Here is a 15,769-nt window from a genome sequence, read left to right as displayed (position 1 = left end):
TGATGCCCCCAGGGCAGATGCCGCCCCAGTGGGTCGATTCCCGTTGTCTCGGGGATCCGTGGCCTCACCAGGGTCGGTATCGGCGCGGGTGATTCAGCGGGGGTCGCATTCCGCAGGATGATTGCGGGCGGGCGGCGATGCGGAGGAAGCCATGATCACGTTCGGCGAGGTGCACACCAACCTGCTGCAACACAGCACGGCGCTGGCACAGGAGCAGAGTTCGGAGGTGCTCAGCCTGGTCGAAGGCGAGGCGGTGCTGACCTCCCGCCGTCCGTCGCTCTATGCGGTCTCGCCCGATGTGCGCACCGGCGTGGACTGCTGGCTGCCCAGCGCCAAACGGAAGAGGTTACGGGCAGTGGGCGCGGTGGTCAGCCGGGCCATCATCACCGGTGGCCGAATCGTGCAGGCGTCGTCGGTCATCCAGGTCGTCAGCGGTGACCGTCGTCAACCCTGGTCGCACTACCTGGCCCAGCCGGGCATCCTGGAGACGGTCGGCAAGCTGAACAGCGCCGACCTGACCGCCGGTTTTCTGCACAGCAACGATGCGGACGTACTGAACCTGGAGGCGATCACCGGACGGGTGCTCGACGGGGTACAGATGTCCGACCTGCTGGACCGGCGTCCGCCGCTGCGGGCGGCGCGTACCCGGCTGCGTTGGGCAGCGCAGGTGGGTCCGCAGTCGGACCGGGAGGTCTCGGCCGTCGTCACCGTGGACTCCCCCACCCTGCGTACGGTCGAACTGGTTCTTCCCCCGCAGGACGTGCCGGCCGCCGTGGCCGGTCTCTGCGAGGATCTCGCGTTGCACGACTGGCTGCTGACCATGCTCTCCTCACTGATGGAGGCCGTCGTCACCCGGTCCGGCACCGGGCAGGAACACGTCGAGCGCTTGCGTCCCGTCTTGGAGCACCTGCTGCACCTCTGGTTGCCGGGCGCGCGTGTCGACCCACGGCTGCGGCCGATCTGGGACCGGTTGGAGCAGGTGCCCGGATTCAGCCGGCAGTGGAACTCGTCGGTGACCTGGATCCGGGATCAGGTCAGTGTGGGCAACCTGGCGCTGCTGCGTGACCTGGCGGGGCGGATGTCGATCGACCAACCGTGCGGGCGCAAGCACACTCATCCGCCGATGAACACGTAACTCAGCCGGTCGATGAGCTCGCTGGGCAGATGTAGGCCTTCACCACCCGCGCGCCGGGCGACCTGCTGCGCGACCGCCGTCGGTACCGCCACCTGACCGAGAATGGTCCGTACCGCCAGCTCGACCGGCAGGTACTGGGTGTCCATGAGGGTCAGGGTGCGGTACGCGCAGAACGGCGCGGCGGTCGGGTTGAGCTGGACTACCGCCGGCAGCTCGTCCCAGTCGGCCGGTAGCTCACCGGTTATGCGGGTCGGTTGCATCAGGGTCTGCCCGCGGTGTCGCAACACGCCCAGCCGGGCCATCTGCCAGACCGACGCGAGCAGTGCGCACGCCCACACCCGGGTCTTCGGTTCGTCGGACCACAGCTCTATGTCGACGAAAATGGAGTGCCGGGGATCGCCGGACTGCACCGGCGGAGACCAGGGGCGAGGCAGAGTCATCGCCGGCGCGTCCACGTACCCGGGCGAGCGCATCCCGTTGGACAGCCACCCGGATGCATTGAGCGGGGGCCGACTTCCGGTGGTGTTCCGGGGTGGTTCCATCACGAGGGTGTCGACCACCATCTGGGCGAGTTCGACGCCACCGTGACGGGCGAAGCTGGATTCCCGAGCCACGTAGTCCAGCACCAGGCCCAGCTCTGCTGCGGCACTCTGCACCTGCGGGATCACCTCGCGGGGTGAGCCGAATCGGTGGAAGTAGTCGTCCACCATGAAGCAGGTGCTGATCCGCGGCTGACGGAGGGCCGGCAGCCCGTGGCGGGCCAGGGCCGGAATCGCCGTCGACCAGTCGGCGATCCGCGCGAACTTGCGGCGCAGATCCTGGCAGCCGACGCCGAAGTCCTCCGCGTAGAAGTGCCCCAACTCGACCGACAGATGGGAGTACGCCACGCTCTCTGTCCGACGCACCGCAGCTGCCTCCTGGAACCTGACATCCACGTCGATCACACGGTTTCCCATGCGGTCTCGTCGAAGAGCTTTTCGGTAAGCGTCACGATGGCATCCACCGTCTTCACATTCGCGATTTTGGCTTGTACGTCATGATCGGAGATGAGCTGTTCCCGCCACTGCAACAGCGGGTCCAGCGGCACCACGCCGAGCCGCGTCGTACGCCCGACTCCTCGGCGGCGGGCCAGTTCCGACAGTTCTGTGTCGCACTTGCGCAGGAATGCCTGCTGCGCGAGGTCGAGGTGGCCGACCTCGGGGCCGCGGGAGTCGATCACCGCCGTGCGGATGAAGCGCAGCGACTCCCGCAGCCGCTCCGGCTCGTGACCGTACTCCTTGCCTATGGCGAGGATGCCGCCCGCCTCGAAGGCGAGATCCGCCGCCGCGGTGACGTGCTGGGGAGTCCAGCGATGAAAGACCAACCAGCGCGCGACCACCTTGCGTAGCGCGGGGGTGGCCGTGGCGGCCAGCGCGATATGACTGGCGTACGACCGACCGGCGCTGAGGTCCACGAGAATCAGGTCGAACTCCTCCTCCAGCCGGAGAAAGAGCTCGGCGCAGCGTTTGGCGATGTCGTTGGTGAAAGGGAACTCGCTGCCGTTGCGCTGGCCGGGTAGCAGCACCAGCGGACCTGAGCCGATGGGTCGCTGGCGCAGGCTGGCCCGTTCCGAGGTGCCCCACACATCCAACTGCTTGGGGAATGGGATCTCTCCGCGTAGGTAGCGGTGCAGACCACCCTCGTTCGGCCCTTCGCCCTCCACCCCGTTGACGGCGTCCGGAATCTGGAACGTGATGCCAGCGGTGGGCGAGCCGAAGTCGTAGTCCAGGTAGCAGGTGGGGCGGCCGGCCAGGGCGCTGCGGTAGGCGATGTTCGCGGCGGTCACCGAGCGACCGGTGCCACCCTTGTGCGACGTGACGAAGACCAGCATCAGATCCCCTCGCTGGCCTTCTGTTGCCCGGTGGTGATGTCGTTGAGCAGGAGCAGCAGCGTGTCCGCCAAGGCTGCCGCCGTGCCCGGCCGTTCGTCCACCAGCAGTTGCGCCCGGCGCAGGCTCACCCGGATGCTGCGCATGCTGCGTTGCATCGCCTCTCCGGCGAACGTGCCGCGCATCAGCTCACGGTCGAACAGGTATTCCGCTTCGTCGATGAGGTCCTGCGCATAGGCGACGAGCCGGCCGGCGCGCGGGAAGGGCCGATCCCAGAGCAGCTGACCGGCGTTGACCAGCGCATGCACCACACGCTCGGTGAGGTACCAGCTGGGCGCGTCCGGTTTGGGGGCCAGCCCGGGGAAGGCACCGCCGGCATGGTCCCACAATCCTCGGTGCCGGCCGTCGGGAATCCGGCGCAGCAGCAGGTGATCCCACACCTCGTCGGCCAACTCGAGCAGTTCGCTGCGCCGCCGGGCGTTGCTCAGCAGGCCGGCGACGTGAATCGCCCGCTGTAGCAGCACCGTGGAGAACTCGTTCACGACCCAGGTCATCATCGGCGTGGAATCGGCGTCGTTGAGAGTGACCCGCTTGCCGGGGGTGTGCACGAGCAGCGCCGACTCCCCGGGCGTTGCGCGTCGGGTGACGCGGCCCCGCTGTGCCAGTTCCACCAGCACCGCGGCGATGCGGCCGAGTTCCTCGTCGCCGCCGCGTCCGACCGCGAGCAGTCCCTTGACCGCCAGCGACGTCGCTTGGAGGGTGTAGTAGTCGGTGCGGTCGCCATCGGTCGTGCGCCACGGGATGTCCTCGATGGGCCATCGCCGCCGGTTGCCGAAGGTCGCCACCGTGGCCCAGTAGGTCCGGGTCAGCTCCCAGCGCAGCTGCAGAGCCCGGGACAGCCGCTGTTGTTCCTCGTTGAGCAGGCCGAGCAGGCGGGTACGTTCCGAGTTCAGGTCTTCGATGGCGTCCATCGCGATGACCGTGAAGTAGAGGTAGGGGGCGTTCTCGGCCGAGCCTTCGCGTTGCCGGCCGATCGGCTCGCTGGTGGAGACTTCCTCGGCGCCGGCGATGATGCCCCACGACCAGCCGCATTCGAAAAGCATGTCGCTGTTGTCGAGGTCTTCGGTGACCCGGCCGGACCCGAGGACCACGCTGCGCAGACTGGCCATGGTTTCCCGCAACTGCTCGCGCAGCGCCGCGACGAGTTCCCGGCGCGGTAGCTCGTCCTGGTTGACCATCTCACACAGCCGTTGACCGTTGGAGCTGGTGGAGGTGAAGACAAAGGTGCTGAAGCTGCGCAGCAGGCCCACCATGGCGGCGGTGAGTCGAATGCCGGCCATCGCCTCCAGTTCGTCCAGTTGCACGAGCAGTTCTCGTCGCTGGGTGGCACTGCGGTAGACCTTGACGAAACCGATCGTCGCCAACGTGAGAGTGATGGAGACGGCGAACGAGTCGACGATGTCGAAGGACCGTTGTTCCTCGGTCAGCTCCGGGCCGCCATCGACCGGGGTGAGGTAGCCGCCGCCGCCGAAGATGGGTGTGCCGTCCTCGGCGGTGTACCGCCTGAAGTAGTCGATCATGACGCTGACCAACCGTCGGGGAATCTCGATCGCACCGCCGAGCGAACTGAGGGCCTCGACCACCTCGTCGTCGGCGCGGTCAGGGTCGTCGAGCGACAGCACGGGGATCTTCGCCGCAGGAAGAAGCAGGATCAGCAGCTGCTCGGCATCACTGACGGAATTGCTGCCGCTTCGGCCGCCCCAGTGCCATTCACCTTTTTCCCAACAGCTCCGCACCGTGGCACGCCAGATGTCGAGGATCTCCTGGCGCGGCTGTATCCGCATGATCCACCGCCGTCTGCATGTAGTCGCCGACTCGGAACCGCTGGTGTTGCCGTGCGCACGATGATCCACGATGACCGGCACCGATGTGCAGTGTCATCGTAACGGGCTGGTCGAGTGCCATCGGAACCGCTCTGCTCGCGCGAGTCGGCGAGCCGCAGAACGTGAAGCAGGGTGCCCGCCCACCAGGCGGCGTGCCCATTCGGTGGCACCCCTGATCCGCCTCGGCACTATCCGCGAGCGCGGCCGGTGACCAGCAGCATGCTCAGATATCCGTCACGCAACCGTGGCCGGGGACGCTCCTCGTAGACGGTCACTTCATACGCGCCGGCGGCGATGCCAGCCACCACCTCGGCGCGGTGCAGCGCCACGGCCGGGAAGAAGCGCGGGCCGACGCGGTAGCCGGCGGACCCGAGCATGACGGCCACCGCGAAGGGTGCGCCAGGGCGCAGTGCCCCCAGAAACCGGGCGACGGCGTGATCGGCCTCCGCCCGGTCGGCCGAGATGGAGCAGGCGACGAAGAACATCGTGCCCGCGTCCCAGGTGTGCTGCGGCAGATCGAAGACGCTGGTCCGGCTGACTCTGCCGACCTGCGCCAGGCGCTGTCGTGGATCCGACAGCGCCGCATACGCCGGATGCTCGAGGCAGACCTGCCAGTACGGATCCCAGAGCTTGTCGTAACCGTCGACCTGGGTACGCAGCCAGCGCAGATTCGAGGTGGACCACTCGCACAGCTCGATGGCGCGCGCGAACGGCAGGAGCGTCAGCGCCGGATAGAGGTTGGCACCCGATCCGACGTCGACGCAGCGCGCCTCGGCCAGCCTCGCTCCGGCGAAGAAGTCTCGGGTTCGGCGGAGCAGCTCCCGGTCGTCGGAGCGCAGGTCCGCGTAGTTGTGCGAGACATAGGCGTGCGGGTCGAACCCGTCCCACTCGACCTCGGTGTTCACCGGCCTCGCAGACTCGATCGGCACGGATGACGCGGGTAAATCACCACAACCGCCGGCCTCCGGGGTCAACGCCATGGACGTTCCTCCATCGGTCTCAGCGGATCACACTCAGTTGTCACTCTGGGGCGCTCAGTGCGCCGACCATTGTGTATCGAACTGGTAGCTTGCCCGCAAGTGACAGCACGCCACTCCAGACAAGGAAATGCCAGCCTGACGACGGCCCTGCTCTCTCTATTGGACGGTCCAGACCAGCGAGGGTGGCCCTCTGCTTTGTGCGCGAATCACATCTGCTTCGAGCTGATCTACTTGAGTACGGGCTGCGGACCTACCGCAGTGATCAGTGCCGGCTCTCCTGGCTCAGAAAACCCGACAACAGGTGCCTGAACTCGTGCGGGTGTTCGATCGCCGGGACGTGCCCGCATCGGCTGAACACCTGCAGCCGGACATCGGCGAGGTGTTCGAGCAGGGGCTGAGTTGCCGCCGCCAGCGGGACGACTCGGTCCTCGGCGCCGTGCACGAGCAGCACCGGCGCGCGGATCGCTGCCAGGGTCTGCGGCGAGAGGGTGAGGTCCTCGACCCATCGGGCCCTGGGTGGCGGGAACAGCGACGGGTATGCGGCCGCCCCCGCTCGCATCGCAGCCGCCCGGGCCGCGACGGCCGCATCGGTCACGAGCCTCTGGTCGTAAACCAGGCGGCTCAGCATGTCTCGGGCTCCGGGCGGACCGGCGGGGGCGGCCCAGATCGCCTCGAGATCGGCGGACAGCGGGGCCCCGGGGGCGCCCATGGTCGAGACCGCCACGACCCGGGTGACCTGCTGGGGACGCGCGGCCGCCAACGCCAGCGCCACGGCACCGCCCATGGAGTGACCCACCACGGCGTAGTGCTCGATGCCGAGAGCATCCATGAGGCCGGCGGCCTGCTCCGTCCACAGTCGGAGCCCACCTCTGGCGCCCGCCGGGACAGGGGTACGGCCGAACCCCGCGTGGTCGGGAGCGATCAGGTGCCAGGAGGTGCCCAGCGCCTGCGCCGTCGCTGCCCAGGCTCCGGACCCGGTCGTGCCGGGTCCGGAACCGTGCAGCATCAGCACCGCGGGGCCGGTGCCGCTCTCCATCAGGTGTACGGGAGAGCCCTCGACGGTGATGGTCCGAAGTTCTGTCACCGGGGCAGGCCAGGTGCGTTCACGCCGATGCGGGGTCGACGGACTTCGAGAAGACCTCCATCATCGCCCTGCCGAACTGCGGCATGTCGGGCCAGCCCCGGCAGGAGACGAGGTTGCCGTCCACGACGTCCGGAGCGTCGATGACGGTCGCGCCCGCGTTCTCCATGTCACCGGTGATGGGTGGGAAGCAGGCCGTCTTTCGGCCCTTCAGCAGCCCGTACACCGCCGGCACCTGGGCGCCGTGGCAGACCAGGGCTATGGGGAGGTTGCGGGCGAAGAAGTGCTCGGTGATGCGCCGGACGTCGGCGTCGACCCGGATCCACTCGGGGGCTCGTCCCCCGGGGATGATGAGGGCGTCGTAGCGCTCGACGTCGACCTCGGCCCAGGGCACGTCGACCGGCAGCTTCCGGCCGTTCTTCTCCACGTAGGCGTCGGAGTTGGGGTCGAACTCGTGGATGACCAGTTGCACGTCACGCATCGTCCGGGACGAGACGTCGACGTCCCAACCGCCTTCCTGTACGCGGTAGTAGGGGTACATGGTGTCGAGTTCCTCGGCGGCGTCGCCGGTCAGGAGCAGCGCTCTGGGCACCTGCTTCTCCTCGCATCTGGGGACGGGCGAGATAGATCCAATACGATCCGATCGGTTCAGCATTCCCCGGCCCTGTCCGCCCGTCAAGCCTCTGCCGCGACCGGCTCCGTTTCCTTGAGTTCGTCGAAGAATCGGCGGAATCGCTCGCCGGAGCGCAGGATGTGCCGACGCATCGCGTAGGCGGCGGCGTCGGCGTCCCGCGCGGCGATCGCGGCCACGACGTCCTCGTGCTCGGCCATGGCCAGGTGGGTGACCTGGGCGTCGCGGTGCAGCCGGAACAGGTGTACGTGGCTGTGCAGGCGGGCAAGCGTTTCCCGGATGACCTGGTTCTCCGCGCTGGAGGCGACGAGATCGTGGAAGGCGGCGTCGCGCAGGCCGAAGGCACCGTAGGCCGCCGGCCCGTGGCCCCCCTCCAGCTCGGCCATCTCCCCCAGCATCCGGCGCAGGCCGGCGACCTGCTCCGGAGACGCGCGTTCGGCGGATCTGCGTGCCGCGGCCGGTTCCAGGAGCAGGCGGATCTCGAGCATGTCCTCGAATCGGCTGCGGGTGATCTGGGGCGGGATGCGGTAGCCGGCGTGGGGCACCCGTACGACCAGGCCCTCGGCCTCCATCCGGTTCAGTGCGTCCCGGATCGGTGTCTGCGAGACCCCCAGCTCTCGGGCCAGAACGTCGATCGTGACGCGGGAGCCCGGCTCTATCCGTAACGACATCAGCTGTCCCAGCAGGGTGTCGTACACCTCGTCGGCGAGCCGGCCGCCGGCTCGTCCCGACGGCCCTGCGCCCGTCACGACCCTGCGGGCCGGGGCGATCGTCGCTTCATCGTCCATCGTGACCTGAGGTCCTTCCTCGCGCCCTTCGGGAACCCATTGACATCAGTCACAACGCTGCGGCATGCTGACGCCCCAACCGGATCGTATAGGAAATGTGGCGGATGATCGTCATCCTGCGCCACAGCATCGAACCACCCACCACCGTTCCACTCGATCACCTGAAGCTCCCACGAGCATGCGCGAGGTCCTGCTCGGTTCGGTCACCGGGCTGTGGTTGGACCGAAGGACTTCTCGACGGCGTGCCGGCCCGGGCATCGCGGCGCAGTCGTGACGCCGGGCTGCGGATAGTCCTGCGCGGCAGCCCGGCAGCCCCGCATGAACCATCCGGCAACTGCTCGACGAAGCACCTGGCGAGGTTCTAGAAGTCCGAACCCAGAAAGCAGGCAGGCATATGCGGCATTCACGGCGAACGACACGATTGTCCGCTCCCCGGCGGAAGGTGCAGCTGGCGACGGTGGCCATGCTGCTGGTGGCCACGACCGTGGCGGCCTGTGGCGATGGCGGGGACGACGACGCGACGGCGAGCGCCCCCAAGGCGCCGGCGACCATCCCGGAACTCACCACGGACCCGCTGACCCTCAGCTTCATCTGGTTCGACTGGCCGCCGGCCCAGGCACTGGAGGCCTTCGCGAACGCGGAGTACAAGAAGGAGCGGCCGAACGCCACCATCAAGGTGAACACCGTGCCGAACGCCAATTGGCACGACGCGATGTTCACCCAGTTCGCCGCCCGCAAGACCGACTTCGACATCGCGATCCTGGATTCGCAACACATCGGCGAGGCCGTGACGAACGGCAACATCCTGGACATCACCGACTTCGTCAAGAACAACATCGACGTCGAGGCGTACAACCCGTACCTCCTGGCGGCGTACGGCCAGTTCCCGCAGGCGGAGACCGGCCAGCGGGACGAGAACGCCAGCCTGTACGGGCTGCCGCTGCTCGGCGACACCTGGACGATGATCTACCGCAAGGACCTGATCGGCGACCAGCCGCCGCAGACCTGGGACGAGATGATCTCGGTCGCCGAGAAGTGTCAGGCGGACAACCCTGGCGTCAGCGGGCTGGCTTTCCACCAGGCCAACGGCTCCGACGCCGCGGCCGTCACCTACAACACGGTCAACGGCGTGTACGGCGGCAACCTCTGGGACCCCAAGACCCGCAAGATCGACGGCATTCTCAACGATGCCGCAGGCCATGAGGCGATGGATGTCCTGGTCAACAAGATGAAGCCGCTGACCGCCAGGGGCTCCGGCAACTGGTTCATCGACGAGGTGAACGCGGCGGTCGCCCAGGGCAAGGCCTGCATCGCGTTCAACTGGATCGCCGCGAGCGGCGGCCTGCTCGATCCCAAGGAGTCGACCCTGGGCTCCACCCGGGAGCAGATCCTCGACAAGCTGGGATTCGCCACCCTGCCCAGCCAGAAGACCAACCTGGTCCCCCTCGGCGGGATGGGGATGCACGTGTCGGCCTACTCCGCCGAGGCGAACCAGGTCGAGGCCCTGAACTTCATGAAGTGGTTCCAGCGGGCCGACATCCAGAAGAAGTGGGCGGCCGCCGGTGGGGTGCCATCGCGTACGGACGCCCTGGCCTCGCCCGAGTTCCTCAATGCCGGGCCGTTCAACCAGGTGTATGCCGACTCGGTGCCCCGGATGCGGGACATGTGGAACGTGCCGGAGTACGCACGCCTGGTCGACATCGAGAACACCAACGTCAACGCGGCCCTCAACGGCGCCAAGAGCCCGAAGGCTGCGCTCGACGACATCGCCAAGGAGCAGCAGAGCGTGCTCGACTCCAGCAGCCGCAGGGGCGGCGGCGGACTGTGAGTGACCCCGTACTGACGACCGATGCCGGGCAGGTGGCGGCTGGGCCGCCACCTGCACCGGGTCGGTTCCGCCGGCTGAGCGACCGGGGACTGGCCGTGGCCTTCATCTCCCCCGCGCTGCTGCTGTTGCTAGCGATGTCGGTGTTCCCGCTGCTGTGGGCGCTGTACCTGTCCTTCACGGACTACTCGGCCACCCGTGGGGGGCGCGCCTACTTCGTCGGGTTCGGCAACTACACCGCCATCCTGACCTCGGCGCAGGTCCACCAGCGGGCCCTGACGACGTTGATCTACGTGGTCGGTGCGGTCACCCTGCAGACAGTGCTCGGTTTCACCATCGCGTACCTGATCTCCCGGCGTACCCATGGGCGGGGGTTGCTGACCACGTTGTTCCTGGTCCCGATGATGCTGTCGCCGGTCGTGGTCGGGCTGTTCTGGCGGTTCATGCTCGACGCCCAGTTCGGCGTGATCAACAGCATGCTCGGCTCGCTCGGCCTGGGGCAGGTGGAGTGGCTGACCCGGCAGCGGACGGCGTTGATCTCCCTGATCGTGGTCGACACCTGGCAGTGGACCCCGTTCATCATGCTCATCGCCCTGGCGGGGCTCACCGCGGTGCCCAAGTACCTGTACGAGGCCGCCTCGATCGACCGGGCGTCGGAGTGGTTCCGGTTCCGCACCATCACTCTTCCGCTGGTGTGGCCGCTGCTGCTGATCGCGGTGTTGTTCCGGGCCATCGAGGCCTTCCGGCTGTTCGACCTCGTCTACATCCTGACCAACGGAGGTCCGGGTGTCTCCACCGAGACCCTGTCGTTCCATGTCTACAAGGTCGCCTTCCTGGGCTTCAACACCGGAACCGCCTCGGCGTACGGGATCCTCATGGTCCTCGTCGTCATCGTCCTCTCGCAGATCTACCTGCGTTACCTGAACAGACTCAAGGAGGGCTGATGGCCGTCTCCGTCGACGAGGCCGTGGCCACAGGTCCTACCCCGGATCGCGCGCTCCCCGCGCGTCGCCGAGGCGGCCGGGGCCGCTCCGTGCTGGAGGTCGCGGCGCTGACCGTACTGGCCGTGGTGATGCTCTTCCCGGTGCTGTGGATGATCGAGACCTCCATCAAGGAGAACCGGGACGTCTACGCCGTACCGGCCGAGTTCTTCGGCTTCACGGTCACGATGGACCATTTCAAGGACGTGTTCATCGGCCCCGACGGCGGTCGTTCCGACCTCTCCGTGGCCTTCCTCAACTCCGTGCTGGTCGCCGGGGCCTCCACCGCCCTGGCCACCCTGCTGGGGGTGCCGGCGGCCTGGGCCTACTCCCGCTTCGCGGTGAAGGCCAAGAAGGACCAGTTGTTCTTCATCCTGTCCACCCGCTTCATGCCGCCCGTGGTGGTCGTGATCCCGATCTTCCTCATGTACCGGCAGGTCGGACTCATCGACACCAAGCTCGGCCTGATCCTCATCTATGCCGCGTACAACCTGCCGTTCACGATCTGGATGATGAAGGGGTTCGTCGACGAGGTGCCCTCGGAGTACGAGGATGCCGCCATGCTCGACGGGTACACCCGGCTGCAGGCGTTCCGGCGGTACACCCTTCCCCTGCTCGTGCCCGGCATCGCCGCGACGGCGGTCTTCGCCCTCATCTTCTCGTGGAACGAGTTCGTGTTCGCCATCTTCCTGACCTCCAGCGACAGCGTGCGTACCGCGCCACCCGCCATCGCGGGCCTGATCGGCGGCACCACCGTGGACTGGGGTCTGGTGGCCGCCGCCTCCGTGGTGTTCGCCCTGCCGGTGCTTCTCTTCGCCTACCTGGTCCGCAAGCACCTCATCGCCGGGGTGACCCTCGGGGCGGTGCGACGCTGATGGCCGGCATCGAGGTGACCGCCCTGCACAAGCGCTACCCGGACGGCACGGTAGCGGTCGAGCAGGTGGACCTGTCCATCGGCCACGGCGAGCTGTTCGTGATGCTCGGCCCGTCGGGTTGCGGCAAGACGACCACGCTGCGGGCCATCGCCGGCCTGGAGCGGCAGACGACCGGCGACATCCGCATCGGCGACACCCTGGTCAACGACCTGCCACCGGCCGAGCGGGACATCGCCATGGTGTTCCAGTTCTACGCCCTCTACCCGCATCTGAAGACCCGCGACAACCTGGCGTTCCCGCTGCGGGCCGAGGGGCTGCCCAAGTCGGAGGTGCATCAGCGGGTCGACGAGGCCGCCCGGCTGATGCGGCTGGGTCCACTCATGGACCGGCGACCCCGCCAGCTGTCCGGCGGGGAGCAGCAGCGCGTGGCGCTCGCCCGCGCCCTGGTGCGCCGACCTCGCGCATTCCTGATGGACGAGCCCCTCACCAACCTGGACGCGGAGCTGAGGGCGGACATGCGTACGGAGATCAAGCACCTGCAGGGAGAGTTGGGGGCGACGATGGTCTACGTCACCCACGACCAGGTCGAGGCGATGTCGCTAGGTCACCGGATCGCCATCCTCAACAAGGGCCGCGTCGAGCAGATCGGCACCCCGCTCGAGGTGTACGACCGTCCGGCGAGTCTCTTCTGCGCCGCCTTCATCGGCTCCCCGCCGATGAACCTGATCGAGGTGGAGGTGGCCGACGGGAAGCTGCGCAGCCGAGGCGGGCTGGCCCTCAACCCACCGCCCGGCCTGCCCCGTGACCGTCGCCTGATCGCGGGTGTCCGGCCGGAGGCCCTGGAGGTCACCGCACCGGGGGCGGAGCGTTCGGTCCCGGCCCGGGTGGTCTCGGTGGAGTGGCTGGGCGACGAGATCATCTACGTCGTCGACCACAACAGCCAGCACGAGGTACGGGTGCGGATGCCACCGACCGTCCGCTTCGCCGCTGACGCACCGGTAGGGCTCCGGCACACCGGCGCCACCCCGGCGGTCTACGACCCGCGTACGGAAGAGCTGGTGGCCTGATGGGAACCGTGGCAGCACAGGGGCTGTGCAAGTCCTTCGGCAAGGTCCAGGCCCTGGACGGGGTGACCCTGGACGTGCCGGACGGCGCCTTCTTCGTCGTACTCGGCCCCTCCGGGGCGGGCAAGACGACCACCCTGCGAGCGATCGCCGGCCTGGAGAAGCTCGACGCCGGGTCGGTGCACCTGGACGGCAGGGACGCGACCGGTGACACCCCGGCCGCGCGCGACCTGGCCATGGTCTTCCAGAGCTACGCCCTCTACCCACGACACACCGTGTACGAGAACATCGCCTCGCCGCTGCGGGCCCGCCGCTGTTCCTCCAGCGAGATCGCCGCCGCCGTCGAGCGGATGTCGCGCCTGCTGCACATCGAACGGCTGCTGCAACGTCGTCCCGCGCAGTTGTCCGGCGGTGAGATGCAGCGGGTCGCCCTGGCCCGGGCGCTGGTCCGTAGCCCGCGCGCCTTTCTCATGGACGAGCCGCTGACGAACCTCGACCTCAAACTCCGCGTCGAGATGCGTACCGAGCTAACCCGCATCCACCGCAGCCTCGGGGCGACCTTCGTCTACGTGACCAACGACCAGGTGGAGGCCCTGTCCATGGCCGACCAGGTGGCGGTGCTCAAGGAGGGCAAGGTGCAACAGGTCGGCACACCGACCGAGGTGTACGAGCGTCCCGCCAACCAGTGGGTCGCCGGGTTCGTCGGGAGCCCGCCGATCAGCCTGCTCCCCTGCCACGCCGAGGGAGACCGTCTGGTCGGTGCGGAAGGGTGGACGCTGCCGAGACCCCGGTGGAGCACCGCTAAGGACGGTCAGGCGCTGCTGCTGGGCCTGCGCGCGGAGGACCTGTCCGTCGAGCAACGGGGGGACGCGTCGTTGCCGGGAGAGCTCTACGGGCTTGAGCCGCTCGGTGACCGAACGGTGGTCGACGTCCAGGTGGGGACGACGATCCTCAAGGTCAAGGCACGACCAACCGTCACCGGTACGCCGGGCGAACGACTGTTGGTCACCGTCGACCTGGACCGTGCGCACCTGTTCGACGCGGACACTGGCCTGTCGCTGTCCGAGGCCGGGCGGTAAGCCCGCCGGGCGCGACGGCAACCTGCGCCCACCTCGTCTTTTTTGCCTGCGCCCAGGTGCGGCCCAAGCGTTGATGATCACAGGAGCGACGCGATGAGTGACCCGATGAAGGTTCTGGCCCCCGAGTACCGGCGGCTGCGGATCGGCGACGTCTGGCGCGACGCCGCAAGCGGAGCCACCTTCGCCGTCGAGGACCCGGCCACCGGCAAGACCATCGCCGAGGTGGCGGACGCCGACGTCGCCGACGGACTAGCCGCTCTGGAGGCGGCGAGCAAGGCGGCGGCGCAGTGGGCGGCGACCCCGCCGCGGAAACGGTCGGAGTTGTTGACCGCTACCTACCGGGCCCTGACCGAGCGATCCGAGGAGGTCGCCCGGCTGATAACCCTGGAGATGGGCAAGCCGCTCGCCGAGGCCAGGGCGGAGGTGGGGTACGGCGCCGAGTTCTTCCGATGGTTCGCCGAGGAGGCGGTACGCGTCGAGGGCCGCTACAGCACCGCTCCCGCCGGTGGTTATCGCATCCTCACCGTGCCGAAGCCGGTCGGCCCCTGCGTCTTCGTGACGCCCTGGAACTTTCCGTTGGCCATGGGGGCCCGCAAGATCGCTCCCGCGCTGGCCGCCGGCTGCACGACCATCACCAAGCCGGCAGCCCAGACCCCACTGACCATGCTGTTGCTGGCCCGCATCATGCAGGAGGTAGGCGTTCCGCCGGGGGTCGTCAACGTGGTCACCACCAGGCGTTCCGGCGAGGTGGTCTCCGCACTGCTGGCCGACGCTCGGACCCGCAAGCTGTCGTTCACCGGGTCGACCGAGGTGGGGCGGGTGCTGCTGCGACAGGCGGCGGACAACGTACTGCGTACCTCCATGGAACTGGGCGGCAACGCCGCCCTGATCGTGTGTGCCGACGCTGACCTGGAGGTAGCCCTCGACGGGGCCATGGTGGCCAAGATGCGCAACATCGGGCAGTCCTGCGTCGCCGCCAACCGGATCTACGTCGAGGAGCCGGTACGCGAGGAGTTCACGGCGCGTTTCGCCGAGCGGATGGGCGCGCTGTCGATGGGCCATGGTCTCGACGACGGGGTGGAGGTCGGGGCATTGATCGACGCCCCCTCGGTCACCACGATCGACGAGCTTGTGGCCGACGCCGTCGACCGCGGCGCCCGGGTCCTGGTGGGCGGCGAGCGTCCGGACGGGCCGGGCCATTTCTACCCGCCCACCGTCCTGGTCGACGTGCCCGACGATGCGCGGATGCTGGCGGCCGAGATCTTCGGCCCGGTTGCGCCGATCATCCCCTTCACCTCCGACGAGGAGGTGATAGCCAAGGCCAACGACACCGAGTACGGCCTGGTCGGCTACGTCTTCACCCGCGACCTGCAACGGGCCCTGCGGTTCACCGAAGGGCTGGACACCGGGATGCTCGGCATCAACCGTGGCCTGATCTCGGACCCCTCAGCGCCGTTCGGCGGCGTCAAGCAGTCCGGAATCGGCCGGGAAGGGTCACACGAGGGCATCCTCGAATACCTCGACCTCACCTACGCCGCGATCGACCTGCGGTGACCGACCTCGCCGACGCCGTCCCGGTCT

General features: G+C 68.2%; 14 protein-coding genes. 7 read left to right on the top strand and 7 right to left on the bottom strand.

The features are described 5' to 3' along the window. The first annotated feature begins 151 nt into the window (after positions 1 to 151). Positions 152 to 1,135, top strand: a complete 984-nt coding sequence (locus tag ACGFIK_RS14695; RefSeq protein ID WP_327026505.1) for an SCO2521 family protein — start codon at positions 152 to 154, stop codon at positions 1,133 to 1,135. Here ACGFIK_RS14695 and ACGFIK_RS14690 read toward each other — a convergent pair. The 7 genes from ACGFIK_RS14690 to ACGFIK_RS14660 all read right to left on the bottom strand — a co-directional run bounded on the left by ACGFIK_RS14690 (position 1,114) and on the right by ACGFIK_RS14660 (position 8,365). Continuing rightward, positions 1,114 to 2,040, bottom strand: a complete 927-nt coding sequence (locus ACGFIK_RS14690) for an SCO2522 family protein (protein ID WP_357530200.1) — start codon at positions 2,038 to 2,040, stop codon at positions 1,114 to 1,116. The genes ACGFIK_RS14695 and ACGFIK_RS14690 overlap by 22 nt on opposite strands. A 35-nt stretch (positions 2,041 to 2,075) precedes the next feature. Then, positions 2,076 to 3,005 (bottom strand): SCO2523 family variant P-loop protein, encoded by a 930-nt coding sequence (locus ACGFIK_RS14685; RefSeq protein ID WP_327026507.1) that lies wholly within the window; start codon positions 3,003 to 3,005, stop codon positions 2,076 to 2,078. Further along, positions 3,005 to 4,846 (bottom strand): SCO2524 family protein, encoded by a 1,842-nt coding sequence (locus ACGFIK_RS14680; protein WP_393339671.1) that lies wholly within the window; start codon positions 4,844 to 4,846, stop codon positions 3,005 to 3,007. The genes ACGFIK_RS14685 and ACGFIK_RS14680 overlap by 1 nt, the downstream gene beginning before the upstream one ends. Before the next feature lie 227 nt (positions 4,847 to 5,073). Beyond that, on the bottom strand, positions 5,074 to 5,865 hold the full coding sequence (locus ACGFIK_RS14675) for an SCO2525 family SAM-dependent methyltransferase (RefSeq protein WP_327026509.1): 792 nt from the start codon (positions 5,863 to 5,865) through the stop codon (positions 5,074 to 5,076). 262 nt (positions 5,866 to 6,127) lie between these two features. Continuing rightward, the gene (locus ACGFIK_RS14670) at positions 6,128 to 6,949 is read right to left on the bottom strand and encodes an alpha/beta hydrolase (RefSeq protein ID WP_327026510.1); all 822 of its coding nucleotides are present in this window, start codon (positions 6,947 to 6,949) and stop codon (positions 6,128 to 6,130) included. A gap of 19 nt (positions 6,950 to 6,968) precedes the next feature. Then, positions 6,969 to 7,538: a DJ-1/PfpI family protein gene (locus ACGFIK_RS14665; RefSeq protein ID WP_327026511.1), complete on the bottom strand. Its 570-nt coding sequence runs from the start codon at positions 7,536 to 7,538 to the stop codon at positions 6,969 to 6,971. A gap of 83 nt (positions 7,539 to 7,621) precedes the next feature. Then, positions 7,622 to 8,365, bottom strand: a complete 744-nt coding sequence (locus ACGFIK_RS14660) for a GntR family transcriptional regulator (RefSeq protein WP_327026512.1) — start codon at positions 8,363 to 8,365, stop codon at positions 7,622 to 7,624. Between the two features lie 442 nt (positions 8,366 to 8,807). On the opposite strand from ACGFIK_RS14660, the gene ACGFIK_RS14655 reads away from it, so the two are divergent. The 6 genes from ACGFIK_RS14655 (at position 8,808) to ACGFIK_RS14630 (ending at position 15,742) form a co-directional block, all read left to right on the top strand. Next, positions 8,808 to 10,193 (top strand): extracellular solute-binding protein, encoded by a 1,386-nt coding sequence (locus ACGFIK_RS14655; protein WP_327026513.1) that lies wholly within the window; start codon positions 8,808 to 8,810, stop codon positions 10,191 to 10,193. Next, a complete protein-coding gene (locus ACGFIK_RS14650) occupies positions 10,190 to 11,134 on the top strand; it encodes a sugar ABC transporter permease (RefSeq protein ID WP_327026514.1) in 945 nt (314 codons plus the stop codon). Before ACGFIK_RS14655 ends, ACGFIK_RS14650 begins: the two co-directional genes overlap by 4 nt. Further along, positions 11,134 to 12,045 carry a carbohydrate ABC transporter permease gene (locus ACGFIK_RS14645; protein WP_327026515.1) on the top strand — a complete coding sequence of 304 codons (912 nt, stop codon included), beginning with the start codon at positions 11,134 to 11,136 and terminating at the stop codon, positions 12,043 to 12,045. Before ACGFIK_RS14650 ends, ACGFIK_RS14645 begins: the two co-directional genes overlap by 1 nt. Continuing rightward, positions 12,045 to 13,112: an ATP-binding cassette domain-containing protein gene (locus ACGFIK_RS14640; RefSeq protein ID WP_327026516.1), complete on the top strand. Its 1,068-nt coding sequence runs from the start codon at positions 12,045 to 12,047 to the stop codon at positions 13,110 to 13,112. The genes ACGFIK_RS14645 and ACGFIK_RS14640 overlap by 1 nt, the downstream gene beginning before the upstream one ends. Next, on the top strand, positions 13,112 to 14,188 hold the full coding sequence (locus ACGFIK_RS14635; RefSeq protein WP_327026517.1) for an ABC transporter ATP-binding protein: 1,077 nt from the start codon (positions 13,112 to 13,114) through the stop codon (positions 14,186 to 14,188). The genes ACGFIK_RS14640 and ACGFIK_RS14635 overlap by 1 nt, the downstream gene beginning before the upstream one ends. A gap of 93 nt (positions 14,189 to 14,281) precedes the next feature. Beyond that, positions 14,282 to 15,742, top strand: coding sequence for an NAD-dependent succinate-semialdehyde dehydrogenase (locus ACGFIK_RS14630; RefSeq protein ID WP_327026518.1), 1,461 nt, complete (start codon positions 14,282 to 14,284; stop codon positions 15,740 to 15,742). Positions 15,743 to 15,769: the final 27 nt, after the last annotated feature.

The organism is Micromonospora sp. NPDC048871, assembly GCF_043198155.1.
Taxonomy (GTDB): Bacteria; Actinomycetota; Actinomycetes; order Mycobacteriales; family Micromonosporaceae; genus Micromonospora.
The sequence above is the reverse complement of the archived record's forward strand: the minus strand, read 5'-3'. Positions and strand labels throughout refer to the sequence as shown.